Below are 24,317 nucleotides of genomic sequence, written 5' to 3' on the forward strand. Positions count from 1 at the left end.
TCTCGAACTAATGTTCGAGTTTTCACGCATAATCGACGCATGCTCGACACTGGTGACACGCTGCCGCCGGGGCCGCGTCACCTGCACATGGTGCGGCCCAACCAGCCCGTTTGGGTCGATCTCAAGCTGGTGTACCCCGTCGGCGCGGTGAAGACCCGCCTGCCCGACGGCCTGGATCTGACCGGCGTCGTCCCCGGGCTGCTGGGGATGTGGCGGGCGACGACGACGGGACACTGGGTCGGCTGGGTCACCTTCCAGCTCGGTCCGGTCGGCCGGGGCGGCACGACGCATTCGCAGTGGGTGCTGGCCGAGGCGCTGCGCCCGCGCGAGGAGCGGAACACGTGGTCGGGAAGCTTCCCCTCCGAGCGGCGGCGATGATCGTCCCGCCTCATGGACGCTGTTGACCGCACGCCAAATCACGCCCACCATGGCCACGTGTCCGTCCACTGGGAGTCCGCGCCGACGCGTTCGGCCGGCGAAGGCGTCGCCGCATTGCTCCTGCGCCGTGGACGGCTGGGTTCCCCGCCCGCGTAGCTCCTCATCTCGCCAAGTCATCCGACGGTGAATCCTGGGAGCACACATGTCCATCGCACTGCCCGACCGTGTCCGCCTCCGCCCCGCGACCGTCCCCGACGGCGGGATCCTCGAAGGGCCGCGGCTGCTGCGGCGCCTGCCGGAGGGTGCCGAAGAACGTCCGTACGAGCTTTTCGCGTTGCGCCCGCTGGGACGGCTGATCGGTGCCGAGATCGGCGGCGTCGACCTCGCCCGCCCGCTGACGCCCGCACTCCACGCCGAGCTGAACCGCGCGCTGCTGGAGTGGAAGGTGCTGTTCTTCCGCGACCAGGACATCACTTCGGCGCACCAGCGCGCGTTCGCCGCCAACTGGGGTGAACTGGAGACGAACCCGTTCATCCCGAAGGGGGAGACCGAGGACACCACCCGGTTCACCCGCTCGGCGAGCATGCCCGCGTTCGAGAACATCTGGCACGTGGACGTCACGTTCCGGCCAGAGCCCGCGCTCGGTTCGGTGCTGCGGCTGATCGAGGTCCCGCCGGTCGGCGGCGACACGATGTGGGCCGACATGGCCGCCGCCTACGACAACCTGCCGGAAGACGTCCGCGAGCGGATCGACGGGTTGACCGCGGTGCACGACTTCATCCCCGGTTTCGACCGCTTCTCCGATCCGGAACTGCTGCTGCGCCACCAGGAAGCGTTCCCGCCGGTCGAGCATCCGGTCGTCCGCACGCATCCGGAGACCGGGCGCCGCACCCTCTTCGTGAACCAGGCGTTCACGACGCATGTCGTCGGCATGGACCGCGACGAAAGCGACCGGCTCCTGCGGTACCTGTTCAGCCGGGCGCATATCCCGGAGTTCCAGGTGCGCTTCGGCTGGCGGCCGGGTTCGGTGGCGTTCTGGGACAACCGCGCCACCCAGCACTACGCCGTCAACGACTACCACCCGCACGCACGCGTGGCCGAACGTGTCGCCATCGTGGGCGACCGGCCGTTCTGAGCGTCCCCACGACGGGTGATCGCCGGGGCGTGCCGGCCGGTTCCTGTGTGACGATGTGGCCATGGGCATCAACTTCGACGAATTGAAGAACAAGGCCACCGACGCTCTCCGCGAGCACAACGACAAGATCGAGGGCGGCCTGGACAAGGCGGCGGACTTCGCGAAGTCGAAGTTCTCCGGTCACGACTCGCAGATCGACTCCGGGGTCGAGAAGGCGAAGGGCTTCATCAACAAGTTCGACGACACCCCCGACAACCCGCCCCAGAACCCGCCCCAGGGCCAGTAACCGCCCGCATTTCGTCCTCTGGATGCGGTACTTGCGTGTGCAAGGACCGCATTCAGAGGACGAAACGCGTCAGGAGACCTCGCCGATCGCGGTGTCGCCGTCGATCGCCGTGATCCGGCCGCCGCGCTCGCCGAGCGCGATCAGGCCGTCGCGCGCGTCCGGCGCGCTGAGGCTGACCCGGACCCCCGCGCGTTCCGCGTCCTTGGCGGCCGCGAACGCTTGCGCCCCTTCGTGACCGGAGTTGACCGTGACCGCGAGGCCACCCGTCGACGCCAGCGAGCCCCGCGCCGCGCCCAGCCGTCCGAGTGCCTCGTCGACGATCGGCAGCAGCGCGTCCCGGTTGCCCTCGGTCATCGCCCGCACCAGCGCCGGGCTCGACCCGGCCACCCGCGTGCCGTCCGTGTAGGACCCGGCGGCCAGCGCCATCGCCAGCGGCCCGCCCTGCGCGCCGATCGTGGCCAGGACGGCCGCGAAGATATGCGGCAGATGCGAGATCCGCGCGACCGTCTCGTCGTGCGAGTCCGCCGGCAGCGGTACGACATGCGCGCCGACGTCCAGCACCAGCCGGGCGACCTCCGCCCACGCGGTCAGATCGGTGTCGTGCTCGACACCCAGCACCCACGCGGCGCCGTCGAACAGCGCCGGGTCGCTCGCCTTCCAGCCGGAGTTCGCCGTCCCGGCCATCGGATGCCCGCCGACGAACTTCGCGTACGGCGCGCGACGGCGGACCGAGTCGAGCACCGGGCCCTTCACGCTGGTCACGTCGGTGAGCACGCAGTGCCCGGCGACCCGCGAAACGGTGCGGAGCACCTCCTCGACCGCGGGCAGCGGCACCGCGAGCACGATCATCGCGTCCCGCTCCGCCGCCTTGCCCAGCGCGGCTTCGACCTGCGTCGTCACGTCGAAACCGGCTCTGCTGGCGGCGTCCGCGTCAGCTTCGGAGGTCGTCGCCCCGAACGTGGTGCGGCCGATCGAATGCGCCGCGCGCAGCAGCGAACCACCGATCAACCCGAGCCCGATCACGCATACGTCCCGCACAAGGCTCATCCTGCCATCTACGGGGCCACACGTCAGAGAACGGCGGCCAGGCGGGTTCCCTGATCGATGGCCCGCTTGGCGTCCAGTTCGGCCGCGACGTCGGCGCCGCCGATCAGGTGCACCGGCAGCCCGGCCGCGCGCAGGTCGTCCACGAGGTCGCGCACCGGCTCCTGTCCCGCGCAGACGACGACGTTGTCCACATCGAGCACGCGCGGCTTGTCACCGACGGTGATGTGCAGGCCGTCGTCGTCGATCCGGTCGTAGGTGACCCCGGTGAGCTGCTCGACGCGCTTGGCCTTCAGCGCGGCGCGGTGCACCCAGCCGCTGGTCTTGCCCAGCCCCGCGCCGATCCCGGACTTCTTGCGCTGCAGCAGGAACACCTGCCGCGGTGACGGCTCGACCTTCCGCTCGGTCAGCCCGCCCGCCGCGTGCTCGGGATCGGTGACGCCCCATTCGGCCATCCACGCGTCCAGATCGAGCGCGGGGGAGGTGGTGTGCGTCAGGAACTCGCTGACGTCCACGCCGATCCCGCCCGCGCCGATCACCGCGACCTTGCCGCCCACCGGTTTCCCGTGCCGGACGACGTCCACATAGGACAGAACCTTGGGGTGGTCGATCCCGGGGAGCGACGGCACCCGCGGCGTCACACCGGTGGCCAGCACGACCTCGTCGAACCCGGCGTCGACCAGGTCGGTGGCAGCCACACGGGTGCCGAGGCGCACCTTGACGCCGGTGACCTCCAGTCGCCGCGTGTAGTAGCGGATGGTCTCCGCGAACTCCTCCTTGCCGGGGATCTTCCGCGCGATCCCGAACTGGCCGCCGATCTCGTCGTCGGCTTCGAACAGTTCGACCGCGTGCCCACGTTCGGCGAGGCCGGTCGCGGCCGCGAGCCCGGCGGGGCCCGCGCCGACGACGGCGACGCGTTTGGTCTTGCGGGTGGGCGAAAGCGTCAGCGTCGTCTCGTGGCCCGCGCGCGGATTCACCATGCAGGAGACCAGTTTGCGCTTGAACGCGTGGTCGAGACAGGCCTGGTTGCAGGCGATGCAGGTGTTGATCTCGTCCTCGCGCCCGCTTTCGGCCTTGCGGATCCATTCCGGGTCGGCGAGGAACGGCCGCGCCATCGACACCAGGTCCGCGTCACCGCTCGCCAGCGCCTCCTCGGCGACCTCGGGCATGTTGATCCGGTTCGACGTGACCACCGGGATCCCGACGTGCGGTTTGAGTTTCCCGGTCACCCAGGTGAACGCCGCGCGCGGCACGGACGTCACGATCGTCGGCACCCTCGCCTCGTGCCAGCCGATGCCGGTGTTGATGATCGTCGCGCCCGCCTCTTCGACCTCCTTGGCCAGCGCGACGACGTCTTCCCAGCGCTGCCCGCCTTCGACGAGGTCCAACATGGACAGTCGATAGACGATGATGAAGTCCTCGCCGACCGCTTCCCGCGTGCGGCGCACGATCTCGACGGCGATCCGCCGCCGGTTCTCCGCGCTGCCGCCCCATTCGTCGGTCCGCTTGTTCGTCCGCTCGGCGAGGAACTGGTTGATGAAGTAGCCCTCCGACCCCATGATCTCGACGCCGTCGTAACCCGCTTCCTTGGCCAGGAAGGCACAATCGGCGAACGCGCGGATCTGGCGCAGCACGCCGTACCCCGAGAGGGCCCGCGGTTTGAAGGGGTTGATCGGCGCCTTGATGCTTGACGCGGAGACGCTCAGCGGGTGATAGGAGTACCGGCCCGCGTGCAGGATCTGCAGCGCGATCTTGCCGCCCGCCTCGTGCACGGGATCGGTGAGTCGCCGGTGCGCCTTGGCTTCCGCGCGCGTCGAGAGTTTCGACGCCAGCGGCAGGAGCCAGCCGGTCCGGTTCGGCGCGAAGCCGCCGGTGACGATCAGCCCGACGCCACCGCGGGCGCGTTCGGCGTAGTACTCGGCCAGTTGCGGGAAATGCGCTTCCTTGTCTTCGAGGCCGGTGTGCATCGAACCCATGATCACCCTGTTGCGCAGGGTGGTGAAGCCGAGATCGAGCGGGGACAGCAGGTTCGGGTACGGGCTCATCGCTGGTCCTTACGCATCGTGGTGGAATGCCTGGAGGACTTCCTCGAGCCACTCGACGTGGCCCTGTTCGGTTCGGATTCCTCCGCGCAGCACGAGGAACTGATGCAACGACTGTCCACTGAGGACGCTGGGATCGGGGAAGTCGTGCTTCTCGATCCGCAGGTAGGCGTCGAGGCGTGCCGCGTGCGCGTCGCGATGCCGGGTGACCTCGGCGGCGACGGCGGCCGGATCGCCGAGGGTGGCGCCGCGGATCTTCACGGCGAGTTCCCTGGCGGTGGCCGACGGGTCGGGTTCGGCGAGCCAACGGGTCAGTTCGGCCCGCCCCGCGTCACCGACGGTGTAGACCTTCTTGTCGGGTTTTCCGGACTGCGCGACGTGGTCGACGGCGACCCAGCCCGCGTCCTCCATCCGCTTGAGGACACGGTAGATCTGCTGATGGGTGGCGTTCCACCACAGCCCGATGGATTTCTCGAAGCGCCGCGTCAGCTCGTAGCCCGAGCCGGACCGCTCGGACAGCGAGACCAGGATCGCGTGCTCCAATGCCATGCACCTAGTTTCATATGCACCTAGTTGCACGGCAAGGCGACGCGCGTCACAAAGCGCGTGAAGGCCCCCTTCCCTCGGCTGAGCCGAGGGAAGGGGGCCTTCACGGTAAAAGCTACGGCTTGCGGGCGATACCCCCGATGACGCGGGACTCCGAAGGGGCCGCGGCGAAGATCGTCTTCTCGTCCGGGTGCCACGCCGGCGCGTAGACCAGGCCCGGCTCCAGCAGCGGCCAGCCGCCGAAGAACCGCCGGAACTCGTCCATCGTCCGCAGGAAACCGGGGTTGGTCGTGGTCTCGTAGTACTCGAGGATGTCGAGCAGTGCCTGCCGTTCCTCGTCGTTTGCCGGGTTCTCGTTGGTCATCTGCGAAAGCACCAGCAGCGAACCCGGGGCGAGCCGGTCGCGGTAGAAGTCCAGCAGCCCGTCGGGGTCCTGCTCGTCCTTGATGAAGTGCATGACCGCGTTGACCACCAGCGCGACCGGCTCCCGGACGTCGATGATGCCGGAGTCCATCACACGGTCCCACAGGTCCTGGGGGTCGAACAGGTCCGCGGCGATCGCGTGGTGGCGATCCGGGTCGGCGGTGTCGGCGAGCAGCAGCGTCGAATGCGCGAGCGCGATCGGCTCGTTGTCGATGTAGAGGACGTGCGTGTCCTCCTGCGGCCGCGCCTCGTCGGCGACCTCGTGCACGTTGCCGGCGGTCGGCAGGCCGGAACCGATGTCGACGAACTGCTTGATGCCCAGCTCCGCGCAGTGCCGCACGGCCCGGCCCAGGAACTGCCTGCTGGTCTTGCAGTAGTCGCCCATGAGCGGCAGGCGCTCGCGCACCTTCTCGGCGAATTCGCGGTCGATGGCGTAGTGGGTGTCGCCGCCGATGAAGTAGTCGTAGACGCGGGCCGCGGACGGCCGGTCCAAGCTGTTCTCGACGGCCTTGAGCGCCGCGTCGTGATCGATCATCGTCATCCCTTTGTCCGCGCCGGAAATCCCATGCTAACCGGCCGGGACGTAGGCCTCGCGGTAGGCGTTCACGGATTCGGTCAAGCGATCGAGCTCCGCGCGGGTGCGGGCGAGCCCGGCCGCGTCGAGGCCCATCGCGTCGCCGATGATCTTCGGGATCCCGCTCGCGCGTTCCCGGAGCCGGGCGCCGTCCCCGGTCAGGCTGATCCGGACGGACCGCTCGTCGTCGGCCTGCCGGACACGCTCGATCAACCCGGACTTCTCCAGCCGCTTGAGCAGCGGCGACAGCGTGCCGGAGTCGAGGTTCAGCACGGTGCCGAGCTCCTTGACCAGCCGCTCGTCCTCTTCCCAGAGCGCGAGCATCACCAGGTACTGCGGATAGGTCAGGCCCAGATCGTCGAGCACCACGCGATAGAGCGCGGTCACGGCCCGCGATGCCGCGTAGAGCCCGAAGCACAGCTGATCGTCCAGGCACAGCGATCCGGTGTTGTCCGTCGGCATCGGTCCTCCTCGTCCCCCATGGTGCGTCGATCATGCCGCAGATCGCCAGTCGAGTGAGCCAAATCTCCTTGGGTGCATTTTAGTTGTGCACAACTGAGTTGTGAGCTACCTTTGTTGCATCGACTTCGGAACCCAGGAGGCAGAAATGACCGCCAACCCGCACGACCTGGCCCTCGAACCGGCCGCACAGGCCTTCGTCGAGGCCACCGCCAACCCGCCGTTCCTCTTCCAGTTGCCGCCGGAGGAAGGACGCAAGGCCGTCGACGAGGTCCAGGGCGGCGACGTCGAACTGCCCGCCGCGGACGTCGAGACCACGCACGTGGACGGCGTCGAGGTCCGCATCGTCCGGCCCCAGGGCGTGACCGGGCCGCTGCCCGTGATCGTCTACATCCACGGCGCCGGCTGGGTCTTCGGGAACTTCCACACCCACGAGCGCCTGGTTCGCGAGCTCGCGGTCGGCGCGGGCGCGGCCGTCGTCTTCCCCGAATACGACCGCTCGCCCGAGGCGCGCTACCCGGTCGCCATCGAGCAGAACTACGCCGTGGCGAAGTGGGTCGCCGAGCACGGCGCCGAAAACGGTCTCGACGGCACGAAGATCGCGATCGCCGGAGACTCCGTCGGCGGGAACATGACCGCCGCGCTCACCCTGCTCGCGAAGCAGCGCGGCGACGTCACCTTCCGTCAGCAGGTGCTCTTCTACCCGGTCACCGACGCGAACTTCGACACCGAGTCCTACCGGAGGTTCGCCGAGGGCTACTTCCTCGCCCTCGACGGCATGAAGTGGTTCTGGGACCAGTACACGACCGATCCGGCGCAGCGCGCGGAAATCACCGCGTCGCCGCTGCGCGCGAGCCTCGACGAGCTCGCGGGCCTGCCGCCCGCGCTGGTGATCACCGCCGAGGCCGACGTCCTGCGCGACGAGGGCGAGGCGTACGCCGCCAAACTGCGTCAGGCCGGGGTTCCGGTGACCGCCGTGCGGTACCAGGGCATCGTGCACGACTTCGTCATGCTCAACACGTTGCGCGGAACGCACGCCGCGGAAGCCGCGATCTCGCAGGCGATCGGCGTGCTGCGCACGGCACTCGAAGGCTGAGGTCCGTCCGGGGTGACCCGTGTCACCCCGGACAACACTTTCCGGTGGCCGCACGTCTCTTGATCCGGATGTGGGAAGTGCGGCGCGGGGGCGTGCCGCCGCCGGGAGGGACGATCGCCATGGGACTGGGCCTGAGCGCCATCCGGCTGGATTCGACCCTGAACCTCGTCATCGTGGTGGTGCTGGCGCTGCTCGCGATCATCGCCGTGCCGTTCTTCTGGGAACGCTGGCGCCGTAAGCTTTTCGGCCGCAGCGCCACGATCCTCCTCGCGGTGGTGCTGATCATGGTCAGCACCGGGATGGGCGGGAACATGATCGGCGGGTTCTTCCCGACGGTCGGTGCCCTGTTCGGCACCGGCGTGTACTCGGGGCAGGGAGTCGACGCCGTCGGCGGGCAGAACGGCGCGGACCTGGACAAACTGGGCGCCGGCGGGGCGATGCGCGCCAAGGAGGGCAAGGGTTCCGTCGTGTACATGACGGTGACCGGCAAGCGCACCGGCCTGACGCGTGACGTCTCGGTGTATTTCCCGCCCCAGTACTACGGTTCCGCGTACCAGGGCTTCAAGTTCCCTGTCATCGAATGGATCCCGAACTATCCGTCCGGGCCCGAAGTGGTCACCGGCCCGTACGGCCTGCCCGCGCAACTCGACGCGGCCATCGCGAAGAACGTGCTCCCGCCGTCGGTGGTGATCATCCCGGATCCGACCGGGAAACCGAAGATCGGCCACGACACCCAGTGTGTCGACGAGGTCGGCGGGTCGGCCAACGACACCTACCTGACCGCCGACATCCGCGACTGGGCGATCGAGAAACTCGGCGCCAACCCGCAGCGGAAGGCGTGGACGATGGCGGGCTGGTCCTCGGGCGGGTACTGCGCGATGAACCTGGTGACCCGGCACCCGCAGTGGTACGGCCAGGCCGCGAGTGTCAGCGGCTACGCGGAAGCTTCGGTGGACGCGGAGACGGAGAACCTGTTCAAGGGCAGGCAGGACATCATCGACGCCAACAAGGTCACGCTGAACCTGCAGAAGCATCCGTCGCCGGTGGACATCCTGGCGATCGCGGGGGACAAGGAAGGTTTCGAGAGTTCCTCGCTCGATCAGCTCCAGGCGGCCGTCCGCGCGCCGGCGACGCTCTCGTCGTGGCGGATCCCGGACGCCGGCCACAACATGAACACCTTCAAGACGCAGATCCCCGACGTGCTGGCGTGGATCGGCGCGCGGACCTTGCCGCCGTCCCCGCCGCAGGACAAGAAGATCGTCACCAATGGCGGGGTCAAACCGTGGCCGCTGCCGAACACTGGTGCCAAGGGCGCGCTGGTCGACGTCGTCGAATAGCTACCCGCGCTTGGCGCGATAAGCCTTGGGGTACAACCGAAGCCGGTCGGGAACACGTTTCCCGGCCGCTCTCGTGACCGCGCCGAGGCGCCGGAGCCGACGCTCGTCCGCGTCTGTCCACTTGAGACTCAAGCGGCCGCGCAGCGCCGCGGGGAGCAAGCCGATCGCGCACAGGGTCAGCACGTTCCCGCCCGCCGGCCGGACGGGACTCCACAAGGCCTCCGGCAGGAACCACCACGGCGGTGGTGGTGTGTCCCGCATGGTGATCGAGTGGAGCAGTTCCCGGACGGTGTGGTTGTCCTCGAGCCGGTTCGCGACGACGTCGTCGAAATAGGCCTCGAATCCTTCGAGGTCCTCGGGCATGTGGTGCTCGCGAAGGCCGAGTAGCAGGCCGAGGCGCCGCCATTCCGCATAGAAGCGGCGCTTTTCGGCGTGGGACAAGGGATGTATGAACACTTCCCGCATGCGGACCGTCGTCCAGAACGTCGATCCGTGCACCCACCGGTAGGCCTCGGGGTTCAGCGCGTGATAGCGCTCGCCGTGATGGTCGACGCCCTTGATCGCCTTGTGCAGCTCACGGAGCCGCTCGGCCTCGGCGACCGCCTCGCGGCCGCCGAAAACCTGGCACAGCAAGGAATCGATGGTCCGGTCGAGCCGGCCCCACGGGTCTTCGGTGTAGTTCGAATGGTCGTGGACACCGGCGCCGACCACCGGGTGCGCGACCTGCAGCAGCAACGCCGTCCCCGCGCCGAGCAGGAGTCTCCGGTCGCCGACCACTCGCCAGGCGACGGAATCCGGGCCGAGCGGGGTCACGGCGGGCAGGCGGGCTTCGGTGCTCATGACGACCTCCCGGAAGAGCGGCGTGCGGCCACTGTCCCACCTTGTTTACAGGCCGTCAATAGCTGGGAGGAGCCCTCTCACCACCTCGGACACGTGTTCGCCGGCGCCGGTGTAGGTGGTCGACACCGGTTGGGAGGTCAGGACGACGACGATGTGGCGATCGTTTTCGCCGACGGTGCCGGAGCTGTGCAGGATCCGGGAGCCGCGGCAGCACGCCCAGCCCTGCTTGATCGACCAGCGAAGGGAACCGACGGCGTCGGGGATGCCGAAGTACTGCCGGACACCGTCGGAACCGCTCTCCGTCGCGCCGCTCAACGCCCGCATGATCGTCGTCCGTGTCCCCGCGCCCGCCCTGTCCAGCAGATAGCGGTAGATCTTCACGACGTCCGCGGCGGTGATCCGGGTGTCGCCCCAGCGGCCGGGGTCCTCAGGCGGGCGCGTGCCGCCGAGGCCGATCTTGGCGGCCCATCGGGTGACGATGGCCGGCCCGCCGAGGGCCGTCCACAGCCTGCTGGCGATGTCGTCGTCGCTGGCCGAGAGCATCCGCTGCACGGTGCTCGCCGGTGTGCCGGCTTGAAGCGCTTCCAGCGCGATGAGGAGCTTCACCAGCGAAGCCGAGGTGTAAGCGCGCTCCGACTTGAGGGAGACCGTGGTCTTCTTGGCGACGCGGTCGTAGACGACCACGCTCACCTGTCCACCTGGGACGAGGCTCGCGAGCGCCTCGGTGTCCACGGACTTCGGCGGCGGGCCCGGCGCCGCCGAGGAGGAGGACGGGGGCGGGGATTCCACCGGTTCCGGTTCGGCTTCGAGGGAGATCACCGCGTCGTCCGAGGCCGCGGCCGCGACCGCCGCCGGGCCGGGACGCGACCGCGGAATCAGCGCCATCGCGAGGATGGCTCCCAGGCACAACCCCACCAGGAGAAAGACTCCGCTCACCTTGCCCACACGACCTGTTGACCGGATCACCCGATCGTGTTCACGGCTAGGCCGTTCGGCCGCCTCGGTTTGCCCGCGAGGGCCCCTGGGTATCCGGCTGCCAAGCCTGAATTCAGGTCGCCAACTCTGGGAGGCGGAGCAATGGCACGTGCACAACGCGCTCGAATCCGGACCGCGGGCGTCCAGCCCGCGCAGGTTCTCGCCGGGCTGTCGAGCCTGGCCTTCCTGGTGTTCGGGATAGTGGGCTTCACCAGGACCGGGTTCGCCGATTTCGCCGGCCGCAGCGACGCGACGGTGCTCGGATTCTCGGTTAATCCCCTTTACAACCTCGGGTTCGTCCTGCTGGGCGCGATCGGTCTGCTGCTGACCTTCGGCTCGGGGCGGTCCCGGGTCTTCGGTCTCCTGACGTTCGTCGCCTTCGGGGCGCTGTTCGTCTGGGGTCTGATGATCGCCGGCACCGTTTCGACGAATCCGGTGTCAGAGGCGGGGAACCCGTTCAACCTCAACTCCACCGACAACTGGCTGCACCTCGGCCTCGCCGCCCTCGGGCTGCTGATCGCGTTCCTGCCCGCGCGGCACAAGGTGCTGCTGCCGGAGGACGAAGACGAGACCGTGGTGACGGACCGGGCCGACAGCGCCACCGTCGTCGAGCCCCTTCCGGACGCCTCGCGACGGCCGAAGCATGAGAAAGGCCCGACCGTCGCTCGTGACGAGCGACCGCCGGGCCTGGCCCACTAGGTCTCAGTAGCCGTATTCCTGGGCGGGAGCGCCTTCCTCCTTCTTGGGGGCGGCGTTCCCGCTCTGGGCGGCCTTGTTCTTCACCGGCGCGGTGCTCTTGCAACCCGCGGGCTCGATGACGAACCAGGTGCCGCCCACGCCGTGCCCGTTCGCCTCACCGGCGTTCGCGTCCTTGGCGTAGCGGTAGACCGCCCAGCCGCCGACGGTGACCTGCGTGGTGCCGTCCGCGCGCTTCACCGTGCCGAGCAGCTTCTGGTCGATGCCTTCGAGTTGGACGTCGCCCTCGGCGAGCACCGGCGGCCAGGTCTTCGCGCAATCACCGTTGCAGGTCGGCTGCTTGTTCTTCTTGTCCTTGGTGAACATGTAGAGGGTGAAGCCCTCCTGGTCCACAATGGCCGGTCCGATGCCGTCGACGTTGCTCGCGACCAGCTTCGTGGCGCCGTCCTTCTGTTCGGCCGGAGCCTCCTCCTTCGCGGCCTGGCCGGCCTTGCCGCCCTTGGCGTTCGCGGCGTACCAAGTGCCGCCGACGCCCTGCCCCTTGGTCTCGCCCGCCTTGGCGTCCTTGGCGTAGCGGTAAAGCGCCCAGCCGCCGACGGTGACCTGCTTGCGACCGTCGGCGCGGGTCACTTCGCCGACCAGCGCCTGATCCACGCCTTCGATCTGGACGTCGCCCTCGGCCAGCACGGGCGGCCAGGTCTTCGCGCAGTCACCGTCGCAATTGGACTTCGGCGGCTTCGCGCTGTCCTTGTCGAAGCGGTACAACGTGAACCCGTCCTTGTCGACGAGCACCTGGCCGAGGTCGCCGGCGTCGGCGACGGCCACCTTGGTCTCGCCCTTGGCCGCGGGGGCGTTCCCTCCCGCCCCCGCCACCGCGGCGGCGGGAGCGACGGCGGGCGCCGCCGTCTCGGTGCCGCCCGAGCAGGCCGACAACGCAACCAGGCCCACGGCCGCGGACGCCGCTGCGACGACGAAACGCTTGCGAAGCATGGGATTTCTCCTTGTTCGTAGGGGTTCCGCGGCTTGGCGCGGTGAGCTTGTACCCCCTACACGGAGCCGGTGCGGGACCGGTTCAAGGAGTTTTCGGATTTTCTTCGCGGGCGTCCAGCGCGGCGTCGACGAGCACCCCGGCCGACCCGGTGTAGTTCGCCGGATCCAGCAGCTCGGCGAGGGAATCCGCGGGGAGGACTCCGGTTATCTCCGGCAGATCGGAAAGAACCTCGCCGAGCGGCTTGTCCTGCTCCAGCGCGAGCTTGGCCGCGCGTCCCAGCGCCTCCTTGGCCCGTGTCTTGCCGAGCAGCGGGGCGAGCACGGCCGACAGGCGCTCGGAGACGATCTGGCCGTGCGTGAGGCCGAGGTTCTCGCGCATGCGCTCGTCGTGCACCACCAGGCCGCGGGCGAGCTCGGCCGCCGTATGCGCGGCGCCGCCGGTCAGGCGCAGGCATTCGCGCAGCAGCTGCCACTCGGAGTGCCACGCGCCCGCGGACCGTTCGTCCTCGGAGAGCACGGCCTGGGTGACGCCCGTGGCCAGCACCGGGACCTGGAGCGCGGCCGACCGGATCAGCGTCGCGAGCACCGGGTTGCGCTTGTGCGGCATCGCCGAAGAACCGCCACGGCCCTCACCCGCCGGCTCGGCGACCTCCCCGACCTCGGTGCGCGTCAGGAACTGGACGTCGACCGCGATCTTCCCGAGCGCGGCGGCCGTGAACGCGAGTGCGGCCGCGAGGTCCGCCGTCGGGGTGCGGAGGGTGTGCCAGGGGAGCGTGGTCTCGGCGAGACCGGTCTCCTCGGCGAAGGCCGTCTGGAGCCGCTGCGGATAGCCATCGGGCAAGTCGGCGAGGCGCGCGTACTCGGCGTACGCGGCCCTCGTGCCCGCCGCGCCACCGAGCGAGACCGGGAGGACGACACGGTTCAGCCTGTCGAGCGCGTCGAGCGTCAATTGACGCCAGCCCGCCGCCTTGAGCCCGAACGTGGTCGGGACCGCGTGGGCGGTGAGGGTGCGCCCGGCCATGAGCGTGTCGCGATGCGCGCGGGCGAGGTTCGCCAGCGCGTCCGCCGTCGCCTCGAGATCCGCGACCAGGAGCGCCCGCGTCCGCGCGGCGACCAGCATCATCGCGGTGTCGAAGATGTCCTGGCTGGTGGAGCCGCGATGGACGTACTCCGTTCCGGCGGCCTCGGTCAGCTCCTTGATCAGCCCCACGACCGGGTTCGCCGTCTCACGAGCCGCCCTCGCCAACGCGACCACGTCGATCTCGGCCGACGCGGCGGCCTCGGTGATCGCCTCCGCGGCTGCCCGCGGGATCAGCCCGGTGGCGGCCTGCGCCCTGGCGAGCGCCGCCTCCGTGTCCAACAGGGCCCGCACCCAGGCGAGATCACCCGTCGCCGCCTCGGCGGGCGTGCCGGCGCGGACCGGGGACAGGAGGCCGGAATCGGGATCGGCGTTCATCGGCCCAGCATCGCACTTCAAGGTTTCAGTGGCCTGTCCTCCCGTCGATGCGCTCGCGCAGCAGGTCGGCGTGCCCGGCGTGGCGCGCGTACTCCGCGATGTGATGGGTCAGCAGCCACCGCAGCGAGAACGGCTCCCCGTCGCGGCGGCTCTTGCCCGTGTCGTCGAGCGACGCGGCCGCCACGATCTCGCGCGACCGCGCGCACTCCTCGTGCCACGCCGCCCACGCGGCCTCGACGTCACCGCCGGTGTCCTCGAAGTCCTGCTCGGGCCACTCGTCGGAGTAGTAGAGCAGCGGCACGTCCTCACCCGCGAACTGCAGGCGGAACCACCAGCGCTCGACGCCCGTGAGGTGCCTGAGCAGCCCGTGCAGCGACATGCTCGACGGCTCCACCGACCGCAGGGCCATCTGCTGCGGTGTCAGCCCCTGGCACTTGAGCTCGAAGGTGCGGCGATGCCAGTCGAGGGTCGACGTCAGGATCTCGCGCTCACTCGCCACACGCGGAGGCTCCGGACGGTCGCCTTCCCAGTTCGGCGCGTAGTTCTCGTCAGGGATCGTGTCCATGCCCCCGACCTTGGCAGAGACCCCCGACAATTCGGTCGCGCTCCGGCGGCCGCCCCGCCATCCTGGTGGTCGACGGCGGTCTACTAGACTCGGCCGCACGGGCCGTTAGCTCAATTGGTAGAGCTGCGGACTTTTAATCCGTAGGTTCTGGGTTCGAGCCCCAGGCGGCCCACTTACAGATTTCCGCTGGCTGGCGGAAATCGCCGATTCGACGGCCAGGTCGCCTCATCGGCTAACTCGACGGCACTGAAGCCCTGAGCGGACCGTGCGTGTCGTGTCCAGCGACGCGGCTGCTGCCTCCTTCAAGCTGGGCGAAAACGATCACGTTGTCGCGGTAGGAGCGCACGGTTCGGTCGAAGGAGCCGCCGCAGGTGATCAGCCGCAGTTCCGGGCCGCCGGTGCGCCCGTAGACCTCCTTGGTGGGGAAGCGATCTTTGGCGACGCGGATGGTTCGGTGCACCACGAAGGTGACGACGGAGCCGTCCGCGCGTTCGACGGTGACGCGGTCGCCCGCCGCGAGTTCATGCAGCCGGAAGAAGATGCCGGGCTGGGCCGCGCCGTCGACGTGGCCGACGATCACCGCGGGCCCGGTCTGTCCGGGCGCCGGTCCCGGCTCGTACCAACCGGCCTGCATCGGGGTGGCCACCGACGGGATCTGCATCCGCCGGTTCGCGTCGAGGCCGAGCTTGATCAGTGACGAGTCGGCGTCGATCTTGGGGATGTGCACCGCGATCGGGGCCACCCGGATCGTGGGGTCGACGGCCGGCGGCGACGGCGGTGAGGCCGGAGCGGCGTGCGTCGTGCCGGGCGCGGCGGCTATCGCTGCCGGCGACGGCGTCATGTCCGTGGTCAGGCCGATCACCAGTCCCAAGGCCGCCGCGGCGGCCAGGGTCGCGGTGATCGCGCCGAACGCGGGACGTGGCGTGGGGCGCGGCCACTCCTTGTCCCGGCGCAGCTGCCGGCCGGCCTGATAGAGCGGCTCCCAGCTGACCGCGACGATGATGACGAGGGACGCGCTCACCACGGCGAAACCGGTATTTTCCGGCAGGACCGTGACGGCGGTCAGCATCCACGACAAGCCGAGCAGCACGAGCAGGGTGAGCCGGGTCTGGATTTCGGACACGGTCATGACCCACTCCAGTCGAACAGGAGGGATGGTGTGGTGTGGCCGGGGCTTGGCCACACCACACCGTTCCCCCTAGCGGAGGTGACGACGGCGCGCGGATACCGCCGTCACCATGAGCAGGGCGATCACCAGAACCGCCAGTCCGCCACCGACGATTCCGCCGACGACACCCTGGTGATCTCCGGCGGTGCCACCACCGCCGGCCTCGACCGCGCCGGCCGGCACCGGGTATCCGGCGTCGACGTGCTCGCCCGAGGACCCGTGCGTGGCCGCTGCCACCGAACCGCTGTGCGCTCCGGCTTCGTGGGCGCTGCCGACCGCCGACGAAGTGAGACCGCCGTGACCGCTACCCACCAGGTAGCCGGTCGCGGTACCGGTGGTGCCGTGCGCGGTGCCACCGGTCTGGTGACCGGCGGTTCCGCCGGTGCTGCCACCGGACGGCGAACCCGGGTGGGTTCCTGGCAGGTTCCCGGAGCCACCGTGCGGGTCACCGGTGCCAGGTGCCGGTGCCGGTACCGGTGCCGGGCCGGCGGGGGCGAGGTAGGCGGTGCCAGTGGCGCTGGCCTGCTCTCCGTTCGCCGTGGTGCCGGTGACCGTGACGGGTGCCGCGGTGGTGTCCGCGGCCGGTGTGACCGTTCCGGTGCACAGGGTGCTTTCCTTGGCGGCCAGCGTGCTGTCAGCACAGGTCATCGCACCATTGGAAGTGGCGCCGGAGACGTTGCCGACGGTGCTGGTGCCGGTGTTGGTCACCGGCACGGTCACCGTCGCCGGTTGGCCGGCGGCGACCGGTACGGCGTTGTCCGGTGCTCCGGCGTTGGTGCCGTTGACCGTGGGCGTGCCCATGGTCAGGTGACACGAACACCCGGTGTCGGCCGGTGCCGACGTCTCCGGGCCGGTGGTCGTCGCACTGGCGGTGCTGTCACCTGTGCCGGTACCGCTGGCGGAGGTCGCCGGCATTGTCTTGGCGACGCTGGTGGCTCCGCTTGGCGCGAGCCCTCCGGTGATCGCCGAGGTAGCGGCGGTCACCGGGCTGGACAAGCCCGATCGTGCGGAGCTGACCGGCTCGAGGACTCGTGTCACGGAGGTGTCCGATCGAGTCGCCGATCCGCTGCCCGCCGACGTGGTCGAGCTGGTCGAATGGGCGCCGGTCGTCGTCGCGGATGCCGAGGTCGTGCTGGTCGATGCCGCCGTCTGCGGCTGCACGAGTCCCGACACCAGCGACGTCACGGTGTTCAGCGGACTGGTGCCCGCGGTCGTCTGGTTACTTGTTCGCGGTGGCTCGGTGGCCTCCTCGGCGTGGGCCACACCCACACCGAGGAGCATCAAGCCACCTGCGAGTAACCCGGTCTGGATGGACCGTTTTACCCAGGTACGCATGAGAAACCTTTCCAAGCTCTGCTGGGGCCGATCAGTGATCTCGGCGGTGTCCGGCCGTCGTCAGCCGATATCCGTCAGTGCGTGCTCGCGCCGGTGAGCGCGGACAGCGGCGACGCGGCGGACAGCGGCGACGTGGTCGAGCCGGTCGACGTGGTCGACGCGGCCGATCCGGTCGAGGTGGTCGACGCGACCGACTTGGCCGACACAGCCGACTTGGTCGACGTGGTCGAGTCGGCTGAGGCGGCCGTGGTGGTCGAGTTGGCCGGGTCGCACGTGCACACACCGGTGGTGGTGTAGCGCTGCGAGAACCCGACGGTCGAGGTGTTGCCGGCGGCGTCCTTACCGGTGAAGGTGGCCTTCACCGTCTTGGCGCCGGTACCGGCGGTGAACCCGATCGTGCACTGGGTGCTGGCACCCGGGGCGAGCGTCGTGCTGCCACAGGTGACCCGGCCGTTCTGCGAGGTGCCCCGCAGGTCGGTGATCGGCGCGGTGCCGGTGTTGGTCATCTGCACCTTGATGGTGGACTTGCTGCCGGCGGGCACGGTCGCGGTCGAGTTCGAGCCGATCACGGCGCCGTTGACCGTGGGGTTGCCGGTGATGGTCAGCTTGCCGGCGCCCGCGGGCGTACCGGTGTAGAAGACCCGGCAGGCCTTGCTCTGCTGGGTGCCGTTCGGACCCGACACGGTGAAGTTGAACTGCGCGGTGTTCGAGCCCGGCCGCGCCGTCGTGGTGACGGTGCAGCGGGTGGTGCTGCCCGGTGCCAGCTGGCCCGAGCCACAGTTCAATTTGCCGAGCGAGGTGTCGCCACCCAGCCCGGACACCGGGACGGTGCCGTTGTTGGTCACCGGAACTGTGATGGTGACCGTGCTACCCGACGGAACGTTCGGGCCGGGAGCGGTGCCCGCGGCCTTCCCGTTCACCAGCGGAGTGCCGACGGAGATGCTCGCCGACGGCTGCGGCTGCGGCTGCGGCTGTGGCTGCGGAACCGGAACCGGGACCGGCGTCGGCTGCGGCGTCGGGTGCGGAACCGGGACCGGGTGCGGAGCCGGCTGCGGGGCCGGGGTCGGTTGCGGGACAGGAACCGGGGTCGGTTGCGGAACCGGCTGCGGGGTCGTCCCCGGCACCACGTTGCCGAGCAGACCGGTCACCGGCGAGAGGATCCCGCCGATACCCGGCAGACCCGGAAGCGGAGACTCACCCGGCTGGCCGGCGCCGGGAAGACCCGGAAGCGGCAGGCTCGGCAGACCCGGAAGGGGTGCGCCCGGCGTGCCGGGAGCAGGCGTGCCGACGTAGCGGATCGTCGTCTCCGAGCTGATGGTCGAGCCGTTCGGCTTGGTACCGGTGATCGTCAGCTTCGCGCTCTGCGAGCCCGGCTTCGCCGGGGCCGTGAACGTGTAGGTGACGGTGCCGCCCGGCGCGACCGAGGTCGCGGACGGGGTGACGGTGCCGCCGGGGAACGAACCGCTCAGGTTGGTGAGCGGCTCGGTGCCCTTGTTGGTGAAGGTGACCGAACCCGAGACCGGCGAGCCGGCCGGGATGGCCGGACCCTCGCCCGAGATCGGCTTGCCGCCGATGGCCGGGACGCCCGGTTGCATCGGCGTCGAGCCGGCAGGCGAACCGCCGAGCGCGCCCCCGACGATCGGCAGGCCGCCGGTCGGGAGGCCGCCGGTGAGGGTCTCGCCGCTCGAGCCGGGCAGGCCAGGAAGGCCGAGCGACTGGAGCGTCTTGATGTTGTCGGTGATCTTCAGGACATCCAGCATCGCGGCCGGGTCGCCGCTGCTCATCTTGTCGAACGCGGTCTGCCACAGCAGGCGCATCGCGTCGAAGTTGTTGCCCGCGAAGGACAGGTACTCGTCCGGGGTGAACACCGTGTCCGGACCGAGCCGGTTCATGATCTCGGCGACCTGGAGGGTGTTGTAGAGGTAGTCCGGTGCCAGGACCTTCGCCGGGTCGGGAATGCTCGGCATCCCCTTCTGGACGAAGGCGGCCACCTTGTCCGGCGTCGGCAGCCGGGACATGTCGACGGCCATGGTCTTGGTGTCGATGGGCAGGCCCATGCCGCCGCACCCGGTCGCCATCGTCAGATAGTCGGTCCCGTGGCCCCGCACGTGCGAGGGGTTGAAGATCGGGATCCAGCCCAGCGGTCCGCCGTAGGCGTCGACGACCGGCATGTGCGAGTTCCCGATCGCGCCACTGGCCATCGACAGGATCAGGTTCTTGTACGCCGGGTCCGTGTGGTAGGTCAGGGCGTGCGAGTTGCTGCCGAGCAACGGAATCCCGTCCTCGTTCTTCCACATGTGCTGCAGGAAGAAGTCGCACGCGTCGCCGCCGCCCTCGTGGGAGGTGTCCCCGGTCGAGTGGCCGGCGCCGGACTGGTTCGGGTCGACGGACGTCTGCTTGGTCTCGCCTCCGAACAGGCCACCGGTGAAAATGCCACCGCTGAGCACGTCGCCGCTGAGGAACTTGCCCACGGTCGGGATCTGCGCGGTCGGGAGGTCCCCGGTGGCCGACGTCGTAGAGGGCTGGCCGCTGGTGGTGCCGCTCGTCCCGGAAGCACTCACCGGCGAGCTGGGCTGAGAGCTCGCGAACAGTGAGGTGGTGTCCGTTCCGGAAAGGCCAAGGCCATCCAGGCCCGGCAAGGAGGCGGCAGCGGCGTTGGCGGTCAAACCGATCAGCGCGAAGGTCGCGGTGACCGACATCGCGGCCGCGTTGCGCAGCGTGCGACTCGACCGGCGGGAACATGGATTCGCGAGGGAAAGGCCGATGGGGGCCCTTCCGCTGGGGACATCGGCGCGATGGCGCCGAGTCCGACGTGTGAATTTCATTTCAACGCTCCAGTTGATGAGCGCCTGCCGATAACATCGGCGCGGCGGTTGACGTGTCTGCTGTGAAACGGGTGTTGTTCTTTGCCGACAGCCCTTGGACACCAGCCGTTGATGGAGGTAGTGGCAGCGGGAACCACCGACTTGCGATTTCAGCCCTGAGTTCGCGAGCCGGCCGCCGAGTTGCACCTCGACGGTCCTGCTGTCGCTACCGATCAATGGATTTGCTTCGCGATCGCTTTCGCGTGAATCGCGTTGGCAGCCGACACGTCAGTCCGGCGACACCGAAGGATCATCCGCACGCATACGGAGCGGGAGATGGTGATCCGAGACCGGCTCGCCGATCGTGAACCGCGAGCCGATCGGTCCGCCGTCGAAGATCGCGGCGGAAGTCGATGAACCACCCTGTGCGGCCGACGTGCCCGACGAGGGGGCGCTACCGGGCAGCACCGCCGGCGAGATCGGGACGATCGGCGACAGCGGCGACAGCGGCGATGGGGTGGCGGGGTTGGTCAAGCGAGGCAGTGCGTGATCGGCCGCCGGAGCCGGCGAAAGCGGCGCCGCGTCGGTCACGCTGACGGCCGCGGCCGCGAAGTCGGCCGTGGGCACCGGCGCGTCAGCGGCCGGTTCCGGCGCCGCGACCGGAGCGATGTCCGGCATCGCCGGGACGAACGACGTGGCCTCGGGGTCGGGTGTCTTCGGTGAGATCACCGAGGTGACCGTCACCGTGACCCAGCCGACCGTCCGTTGCGCCGCCGACTCCGTCACGGTCAACGGTGCGGCCACCTCGGAAACCGTCTGGACCGCGGGCGCGACCAGAGCCGAACCCGTGTCGGTCACCGAGCGGACGGTCCGCGTCGTCGTCTCCAGCACCGGCTCGGTCAAGGCGGTGACCGCCTCGCCGGCGGTGCCGACGACGGCGGCCGCGGTGTTCGCCGTGCCGAGCACCTGGTGTGTCGCCGCGACGGCGTCCGAGGTGACCTCGCGGACCGTCGTCCGCACCAGGTCTCCCACGTTCGTCGGCGGCGGAACCGGGACGGATCGCGGCGGGTATTCCGGAGAGTCTTCGGCCGGTGAATCAGCGGCGACCGGGAGAGGGGAAACCTCCTCCGCGGTGGCCGAACCCGCCAGGACGGCGGCACCGGCGAAGCCGGCGATCGCCAGTCCGCCCAGCGTGCCGAAACGGAGCAAGGCGCGCCCGCGACGACCGTGCGAAACGGGCGACGCGCCCGTTTCACCCCGAGTCGTTCGCAGCCACACCATCGCACTCCACCATTTCCGGTTTGCTCGAAGGTTGCCCCAACAGACGACAGTAAGGACCCGTCAGGCGATAGGGAATTGCCACTTACGGGACCCGCCGTCGCCACTCCATACAGTCGGCGGCTCCCGCATGAACCACTTTCCGTCGGTGTCGAAATGCGGGCGCCCGACCCAAAGTGCACGATCGGGTGAATCGGAAAATCGTTGATCAACCGCTTGTCGCGATCTGGACTTCGTGGCACATTGGATCGATCGTCACGATTCGATAACGGCACATCGTTATGACTGGTAGCAGCGGCGGAACCGGCGCCGTGATCGACTTCATAACGTTTTGCCCATCCCGCGTAAGGGAATGGACGGACCGACGTTCCCGGGACATGGAGGCCGTGTTCAATCCCCGAAACGAGCGCGTTCGCGAAGAACCTTCGGAAATGGCCGCCGCGGTGGAGATCCTGGTCTACGCCGACCGGCTGAATACGCGTCATGGGGTCGCGCGATCGCTGCAGGGCGCGCCGGGAATCGGGCGCGTCGAATGCGCGGCGACCGGCGACGAACTCGTCAGCAGGTACGTCCGGTCGCCTGCCGACGTGGTGTTCGTCGCCGTCCGGCCGGGCGAGCCGTCCGGTCCCGCGGCCGCGGCGACCTTGCTGTCGGTCGCGCCCGATGCCGCGGTGATCATGTTCGGCTCGCCCGGCACGGTCGCCGCGGCGAGCAGCGTCCTGGTGCCTGGTGTCGGCGGATTCCTCCAGAATCACGACGGCCTGTACCCCGAGCTGGCCATCGCTGTCGCGCCCCATGACATCGCACCGCCCGCCGTCGAACGTCCACATCTGTCCGAACGCGAGCTTCAGATCCTCTGGGGTATGGCCCAAGGCAAGCGGAACCTCGATATCGGCGCCGATCTCGCCCTCTCCGAGGACAGCGTCAAAACTCATTGCAAGCGGATCTTCCGCAAATTGGGTGTCCACGACCGCGCCGAAGCGGTCGCTGCGGGCTTTCGTGCCGGTTTCCTCTCCTGACGCCGTGTGCGGTGGATCAAGCTTGCGGGGCTATCCGGCGCGGAGTCGCCGACCCTGGCCTAGGCCGACGACGTCGATCCGGCGAACACGAGGCCCGTCCGGCCGCCTCCGCGACCGGGACGAGCCCGTTCCTTCGCATATGAAGCGGCATTGCTTCGGTCATTTTCAGCCTTTCTGGGCGTCGAGCCACTCGGCGAACGTGGGGCCCGCGAGCTTGGCGTGCGGACCCGGCAGGAAAGCGCCGGCCGCCGCGATTTCGGCGTCGGGCATGCCGGAGCCATCGACGCCGACGACCTCGATGCCTCGGCGGGCAGCGAGGAGACGGGCCGCGTCCGCCATGATTTCCTTGCGGGGCCCCGCGATTTCGGGGATCGGCGGTCCCGGGTCCTGCTGGGCGACGGCGAGGTCGACCAGTTCCTCCGCGACGGTGCGGCAGGCCACGAGCTGAGTGGGCAGGGCGGGCAGGTGGACGACGTCACCCTGCTGCCAGTCCAGGAGCTGGCCGACGAACTCGTGGAACTGCGCGGCCCGCAGGAGGCGAACGGGGAGAGGGCCCGCCAGGAGGAGTTCCTCGTGCACCTTCTTGGCGGCGAGGAAACCGGCGGTGGCCTTGTCTGCGCCGATGATCGACGCCGCGGTGATCCGGGCGACGCCCGCCTGACGGCCGGCTTCGTGCAGATTGCGGGCCGATACACGGAAGAATTCCGTCGCCGCCTCCTGTTCGGAGCCGTGCCACGAGGCGACGTCGATGATGCCTTCGGCTCCGGCGAGTGCTTCGTCGAGTCCTTCGCCGGTGCCGATGTCCACGCCGGTGGCCCGGGACATCGGCACGACGTGGTGGCCTCGTTCGGTGAGGACGTCGACGACGTGCCGTCCCAGCCTGCCGGTCGCTCCGGCCACTGCGAACTTGCTCATGTTTCGAACCTTTCTGGGAAAGTCAGTCGGTGTAGTTCCGGCCGGGCGGCATGCCGGGAATCGGCTTGGCGATGAGCGCGGCGGGGGCGAAGAAGCCGATATGCGCGATCGCCATGACGAGCGTCCAGAGCGCCTTGGCGTCGTAGCAAGCGGATGCCTTGGCGTACAACGAATCGGGCACCCGCTCGCCGGACGGGTTCGGGGTGAGGACCGCCTCGACGAGTTCCAGCGCGATCCGTTCGGGGTCGGTGAAGCAGGTGGCGTCCTGCCAGGTCGCCACCGCGGTGATGCGTTCTTCAGGCTCCCCGGCCTGCCGGAGAGCGCCGGTTTCGCGGATCGTGAAGTACGTGCTTCCGAGCAGTTGCCCGGCGCGCAACTGCAGCAGCGCGATGGTCGTCGGGGGAATCGCGCCGTTCTTGAGGACCTTGTGCAGACCGCCCGCGACCTCAGCCATCTCGGGGACGAAAGGGATCGGGTTGGGCATGCGCGAACGCGGGCCCGCCGTCGTCGACATGGGGATGGGTTTCCTTTCTCTTGGCGTCGTGCCCAAGAGATCCCGGCGACCCGATTCCCGTGACAGAACGGCCTTGTGACGCAGGCCACTGGGTTTCCGCGTTCAGGCGCCCAGGCGGTTGTAGATCCGGCTGGCCAGGGAAGCGGCCAGCTGGTTCAACGGGCTCCAGGGCTCGCTGAGCGCGAACCGGCCGAGCAGCTCCGCCACCGCGTAGGCCTCGGCTTCCGAGAGCAACGTCGCGCGCTCGTCTCGCAGCCCCTGCTCGGCCAGGCGGGTGAGAGCTTCGGCGTACTCGTCCAGGTCACGCACCTCTGCCAGGCCGTACCGCTCGTCGAGCGAATCTCCCGCGAGGTCGTCACTCATGGCCCTGGGTGCTCCTTCTGCTGTCGTCCAACCGGCGCGCTGCAGAAAATCTATGGTGGCTGGGGTAGACATTCAACGG

Annotated in this window: 25 protein-coding genes and 1 tRNA gene; 9 read left to right on the forward strand and 17 right to left on the reverse strand. The window is 69.3% G+C overall.

Translation table 11 applies throughout. The features are described 5' to 3' along the window. The first annotated feature begins 39 nt into the window (after nucleotides 1-39). From ACZ1DY_RS02185 to ACZ1DY_RS02195, 3 genes are all read left to right on the forward strand, one after another. Nucleotides 40-378 carry a hypothetical protein gene (locus ACZ1DY_RS02185; RefSeq protein ID WP_192747584.1) on the forward strand — a complete coding sequence of 113 codons (339 nt, stop codon included), beginning with the start codon at nucleotides 40-42 and terminating at the stop codon, nucleotides 376-378. Nucleotides 379-580: 202 nt separating this feature from the next. Further along, the gene (locus ACZ1DY_RS02190; RefSeq protein ID WP_465483470.1) at nucleotides 581-1,513 is read left to right on the forward strand and encodes a TauD/TfdA dioxygenase family protein; all 933 of its coding nucleotides are present in this window, start codon (nucleotides 581-583) and stop codon (nucleotides 1,511-1,513) included. A gap of 61 nt (nucleotides 1,514-1,574) precedes the next feature. After that, nucleotides 1,575-1,799 carry an antitoxin gene (locus ACZ1DY_RS02195; RefSeq protein WP_465483471.1) on the forward strand — a complete coding sequence of 75 codons (225 nt, stop codon included), beginning with the start codon at nucleotides 1,575-1,577 and terminating at the stop codon, nucleotides 1,797-1,799. Nucleotides 1,800-1,868: 69 nt separating this feature from the next. Here ACZ1DY_RS02195 and ACZ1DY_RS02200 read toward each other — a convergent pair whose 3' ends face one another. From ACZ1DY_RS02200 to ACZ1DY_RS02220, 5 genes are all read right to left on the reverse strand, one after another. Further along, a complete protein-coding gene (locus ACZ1DY_RS02200) occupies nucleotides 1,869-2,846 on the reverse strand; it encodes a prephenate dehydrogenase (RefSeq protein WP_465483472.1) in 978 nt (325 codons plus the stop codon). Nucleotides 2,847-2,869: 23 nt separating this feature from the next. Next, a complete protein-coding gene (locus ACZ1DY_RS02205; protein WP_465483473.1) occupies nucleotides 2,870-4,888 on the reverse strand; it encodes an oxidoreductase in 2,019 nt (672 codons plus the stop codon). A gap of 9 nt (nucleotides 4,889-4,897) precedes the next feature. Further along, nucleotides 4,898-5,434, reverse strand: coding sequence for a PadR family transcriptional regulator (locus ACZ1DY_RS02210; protein ID WP_257483779.1), 537 nt, complete (start codon nucleotides 5,432-5,434; stop codon nucleotides 4,898-4,900). A gap of 112 nt (nucleotides 5,435-5,546) precedes the next feature. Beyond that, nucleotides 5,547-6,395, reverse strand: a complete 849-nt coding sequence (locus tag ACZ1DY_RS02215; RefSeq protein WP_185927055.1) for an SAM-dependent methyltransferase — start codon at nucleotides 6,393-6,395, stop codon at nucleotides 5,547-5,549. Between the two features lie 27 nt (nucleotides 6,396-6,422). Beyond that, nucleotides 6,423-6,890: a MarR family winged helix-turn-helix transcriptional regulator gene (locus tag ACZ1DY_RS02220; protein ID WP_257483780.1), complete on the reverse strand. Its 468-nt coding sequence runs from the start codon at nucleotides 6,888-6,890 to the stop codon at nucleotides 6,423-6,425. A gap of 145 nt (nucleotides 6,891-7,035) precedes the next feature. On the opposite strand from ACZ1DY_RS02220, the gene ACZ1DY_RS02225 reads away from it, so the two are divergent. Together ACZ1DY_RS02225 and ACZ1DY_RS02230 are read left to right on the forward strand one after the other, a co-directional pair. After that, entirely contained in the window at nucleotides 7,036-7,983 is a 948-nt protein-coding gene (locus tag ACZ1DY_RS02225; protein WP_126732345.1) for an alpha/beta hydrolase, read from the forward strand. 119 nt (nucleotides 7,984-8,102) lie between these two features. Then, a complete protein-coding gene (locus tag ACZ1DY_RS02230; RefSeq protein WP_465483474.1) occupies nucleotides 8,103-9,320 on the forward strand; it encodes an alpha/beta hydrolase in 1,218 nt (405 codons plus the stop codon). Here the strand turns inward: ACZ1DY_RS02230 and ACZ1DY_RS02235 are convergent, their stop codons facing one another. Both ACZ1DY_RS02235 and ACZ1DY_RS02240 read right to left on the reverse strand, forming a co-directional pair. After that, nucleotides 9,321-10,160, reverse strand: a complete 840-nt coding sequence (locus ACZ1DY_RS02235; protein ID WP_465483475.1) for an oxygenase MpaB family protein — start codon at nucleotides 10,158-10,160, stop codon at nucleotides 9,321-9,323. Between the two features lie 45 nt (nucleotides 10,161-10,205). Beyond that, entirely contained in the window at nucleotides 10,206-11,105 is a 900-nt protein-coding gene (locus tag ACZ1DY_RS02240; protein WP_465483476.1) for a serine hydrolase, read from the reverse strand. Nucleotides 11,106-11,237: 132 nt separating this feature from the next. Between ACZ1DY_RS02240 and ACZ1DY_RS02245 the strand changes: the two genes are divergently transcribed. Further along, nucleotides 11,238-11,834 (forward strand): DUF4383 domain-containing protein, encoded by a 597-nt coding sequence (locus ACZ1DY_RS02245; protein ID WP_257483784.1) that lies wholly within the window; start codon nucleotides 11,238-11,240, stop codon nucleotides 11,832-11,834. A gap of 3 nt (nucleotides 11,835-11,837) precedes the next feature. Here ACZ1DY_RS02245 and ACZ1DY_RS02250 read toward each other — a convergent pair whose 3' ends face one another. The 3 genes from ACZ1DY_RS02250 to ACZ1DY_RS02260 all read right to left on the reverse strand — a co-directional run bounded on the left by ACZ1DY_RS02250 (nucleotide 11,838) and on the right by ACZ1DY_RS02260 (nucleotide 14,842). Then, nucleotides 11,838-12,821, reverse strand: coding sequence for an SCO0930 family lipoprotein (locus ACZ1DY_RS02250; protein ID WP_465483477.1), 984 nt, complete (start codon nucleotides 12,819-12,821; stop codon nucleotides 11,838-11,840). A gap of 82 nt (nucleotides 12,822-12,903) precedes the next feature. After that, entirely contained in the window at nucleotides 12,904-14,277 is a 1,374-nt protein-coding gene (locus ACZ1DY_RS02255; protein ID WP_465483478.1) for a nitrosuccinate lyase, read from the reverse strand. 25 nt (nucleotides 14,278-14,302) lie between these two features. Further along, on the reverse strand, nucleotides 14,303-14,842 hold the full coding sequence (locus ACZ1DY_RS02260; protein WP_465483479.1) for a DinB family protein: 540 nt from the start codon (nucleotides 14,840-14,842) through the stop codon (nucleotides 14,303-14,305). Nucleotides 14,843-14,941: 99 nt separating this feature from the next. Here ACZ1DY_RS02260 and ACZ1DY_RS02265 point away from each other — a divergent pair. Next, a tRNA-Lys gene (locus ACZ1DY_RS02265) sits at nucleotides 14,942-15,014 on the forward strand. A gap of 60 nt (nucleotides 15,015-15,074) precedes the next feature. Here ACZ1DY_RS02265 and ACZ1DY_RS02270 read toward each other — a convergent pair. Continuing rightward, entirely contained in the window at nucleotides 15,075-15,971 is an 897-nt protein-coding gene (locus ACZ1DY_RS02270; RefSeq protein ID WP_465483480.1) for a class F sortase, read from the reverse strand. A gap of 69 nt (nucleotides 15,972-16,040) precedes the next feature. Beyond that, nucleotides 16,041-16,811 carry a hypothetical protein gene (locus tag ACZ1DY_RS02275; protein ID WP_465483481.1) on the reverse strand — a complete coding sequence of 257 codons (771 nt, stop codon included), beginning with the start codon at nucleotides 16,809-16,811 and terminating at the stop codon, nucleotides 16,041-16,043. A 22-nt stretch (nucleotides 16,812-16,833) separates the two neighbouring features. Here ACZ1DY_RS02275 and ACZ1DY_RS02280 point away from each other — a divergent pair, with 22 nt between their 5' ends. Then, a complete protein-coding gene (locus ACZ1DY_RS02280) occupies nucleotides 16,834-17,442 on the forward strand; it encodes a hypothetical protein (protein WP_257489469.1) in 609 nt (202 codons plus the stop codon). Here the strand turns inward: ACZ1DY_RS02280 and ACZ1DY_RS02285 are convergent. Beyond that, a complete protein-coding gene (locus ACZ1DY_RS02285; RefSeq protein WP_465483482.1) occupies nucleotides 17,420-20,044 on the reverse strand; it encodes a COG1361 family protein in 2,625 nt (874 codons plus the stop codon). The two genes, ACZ1DY_RS02280 and ACZ1DY_RS02285, sit on opposite strands and share 23 nt — an antisense overlap. A gap of 393 nt (nucleotides 20,045-20,437) precedes the next feature. Then, nucleotides 20,438-21,430: a hypothetical protein gene (locus tag ACZ1DY_RS02290; RefSeq protein WP_465483483.1), complete on the reverse strand. Its 993-nt coding sequence runs from the start codon at nucleotides 21,428-21,430 to the stop codon at nucleotides 20,438-20,440. A gap of 428 nt (nucleotides 21,431-21,858) precedes the next feature. On the opposite strand from ACZ1DY_RS02290, the gene ACZ1DY_RS02295 reads away from it, so the two are divergent. After that, nucleotides 21,859-22,446, forward strand: coding sequence for a response regulator transcription factor (locus tag ACZ1DY_RS02295; protein WP_465483484.1), 588 nt, complete (start codon nucleotides 21,859-21,861; stop codon nucleotides 22,444-22,446). Nucleotides 22,447-22,611: 165 nt separating this feature from the next. On the opposite strand, the gene ACZ1DY_RS02300 is transcribed toward ACZ1DY_RS02295, so the two are convergent. The 3 genes from ACZ1DY_RS02300 to ACZ1DY_RS02310 all read right to left on the reverse strand — a co-directional run bounded on the left by ACZ1DY_RS02300 (nucleotide 22,612) and on the right by ACZ1DY_RS02310 (nucleotide 24,238). Further along, nucleotides 22,612-23,361 (reverse strand): SDR family oxidoreductase, encoded by a 750-nt coding sequence (locus ACZ1DY_RS02300; protein ID WP_465483485.1) that lies wholly within the window; start codon nucleotides 23,359-23,361, stop codon nucleotides 22,612-22,614. A gap of 22 nt (nucleotides 23,362-23,383) precedes the next feature. Further along, nucleotides 23,384-23,875: a carboxymuconolactone decarboxylase family protein gene (locus tag ACZ1DY_RS02305; RefSeq protein WP_465483486.1), complete on the reverse strand. Its 492-nt coding sequence runs from the start codon at nucleotides 23,873-23,875 to the stop codon at nucleotides 23,384-23,386. A gap of 102 nt (nucleotides 23,876-23,977) precedes the next feature. Beyond that, nucleotides 23,978-24,238: a hypothetical protein gene (locus ACZ1DY_RS02310; protein ID WP_465483487.1), complete on the reverse strand. Its 261-nt coding sequence runs from the start codon at nucleotides 24,236-24,238 to the stop codon at nucleotides 23,978-23,980. Between the last annotated feature and the right edge of the window lie 79 nt (nucleotides 24,239-24,317).

Source organism: Amycolatopsis sp. PSD-21, assembly GCF_055561455.1.

Bases quoted from the DNA above. Each gene is read 5' to 3' on its own strand.
- ACZ1DY_RS02185 (WP_192747584.1), top strand. From the start codon at position 40: ATGCTCGACACTGGTGACACGCTGCCGCCGGGGCCGCGTCACCTGCAC.
- ACZ1DY_RS02190 (WP_465483470.1), top strand. From the start codon at position 581: ATGTCCATCGCACTGCCCGACCGTGTCCGCCTCCGCCCCGCGACCGTC.
- ACZ1DY_RS02195 (WP_465483471.1), top strand. From the start codon at position 1,575: ATGGGCATCAACTTCGACGAATTGAAGAACAAGGCCACCGACGCTCTC.
- ACZ1DY_RS02200 (WP_465483472.1), bottom strand. From the start codon at position 2,846: ATGAGCCTTGTGCGGGACGTATGCGTGATCGGGCTCGGGTTGATCGGT.
- ACZ1DY_RS02205 (WP_465483473.1), bottom strand. From the start codon at position 4,888: ATGAGCCCGTACCCGAACCTGCTGTCCCCGCTCGATCTCGGCTTCACC.
- ACZ1DY_RS02210 (WP_257483779.1), bottom strand. From the start codon at position 5,434: ATGGCATTGGAGCACGCGATCCTGGTCTCGCTGTCCGAGCGGTCCGGC.
- ACZ1DY_RS02215 (WP_185927055.1), bottom strand. From the start codon at position 6,395: ATGACGATGATCGATCACGACGCGGCGCTCAAGGCCGTCGAGAACAGC.
- ACZ1DY_RS02220 (WP_257483780.1), bottom strand. From the start codon at position 6,890: ATGCCGACGGACAACACCGGATCGCTGTGCCTGGACGATCAGCTGTGC.
- ACZ1DY_RS02225 (WP_126732345.1), top strand. From the start codon at position 7,036: ATGACCGCCAACCCGCACGACCTGGCCCTCGAACCGGCCGCACAGGCC.
- ACZ1DY_RS02230 (WP_465483474.1), top strand. From the start codon at position 8,103: ATGGGACTGGGCCTGAGCGCCATCCGGCTGGATTCGACCCTGAACCTC.
- ACZ1DY_RS02235 (WP_465483475.1), bottom strand. From the start codon at position 10,160: ATGAGCACCGAAGCCCGCCTGCCCGCCGTGACCCCGCTCGGCCCGGAT.
- ACZ1DY_RS02245 (WP_257483784.1), top strand. From the start codon at position 11,238: ATGGCACGTGCACAACGCGCTCGAATCCGGACCGCGGGCGTCCAGCCC.
- ACZ1DY_RS02250 (WP_465483477.1), bottom strand. From the start codon at position 12,821: ATGCTTCGCAAGCGTTTCGTCGTCGCAGCGGCGTCCGCGGCCGTGGGC.
- ACZ1DY_RS02255 (WP_465483478.1), bottom strand. From the start codon at position 14,277: ATGAACGCCGATCCCGATTCCGGCCTCCTGTCCCCGGTCCGCGCCGGC.
- ACZ1DY_RS02260 (WP_465483479.1), bottom strand. From the start codon at position 14,842: ATGGACACGATCCCTGACGAGAACTACGCGCCGAACTGGGAAGGCGAC.
- ACZ1DY_RS02270 (WP_465483480.1), bottom strand. From the start codon at position 15,971: ATGACCGTGTCCGAAATCCAGACCCGGCTCACCCTGCTCGTGCTGCTC.
- ACZ1DY_RS02275 (WP_465483481.1), bottom strand. From the start codon at position 16,811: ATGGGCACGCCCACGGTCAACGGCACCAACGCCGGAGCACCGGACAAC.
- ACZ1DY_RS02285 (WP_465483482.1), bottom strand. From the start codon at position 20,044: ATGTCGGTCACCGCGACCTTCGCGCTGATCGGTTTGACCGCCAACGCC.
- ACZ1DY_RS02290 (WP_465483483.1), bottom strand. From the start codon at position 21,430: ATGGTGTGGCTGCGAACGACTCGGGGTGAAACGGGCGCGTCGCCCGTT.
- ACZ1DY_RS02295 (WP_465483484.1), top strand. From the start codon at position 21,859: ATGGCCGCCGCGGTGGAGATCCTGGTCTACGCCGACCGGCTGAATACG.
- ACZ1DY_RS02300 (WP_465483485.1), bottom strand. From the start codon at position 23,361: ATGAGCAAGTTCGCAGTGGCCGGAGCGACCGGCAGGCTGGGACGGCAC.
- ACZ1DY_RS02305 (WP_465483486.1), bottom strand. From the start codon at position 23,875: ATGTCGACGACGGCGGGCCCGCGTTCGCGCATGCCCAACCCGATCCCT.
- ACZ1DY_RS02310 (WP_465483487.1), bottom strand. From the start codon at position 24,238: ATGAGTGACGACCTCGCGGGAGATTCGCTCGACGAGCGGTACGGCCTG.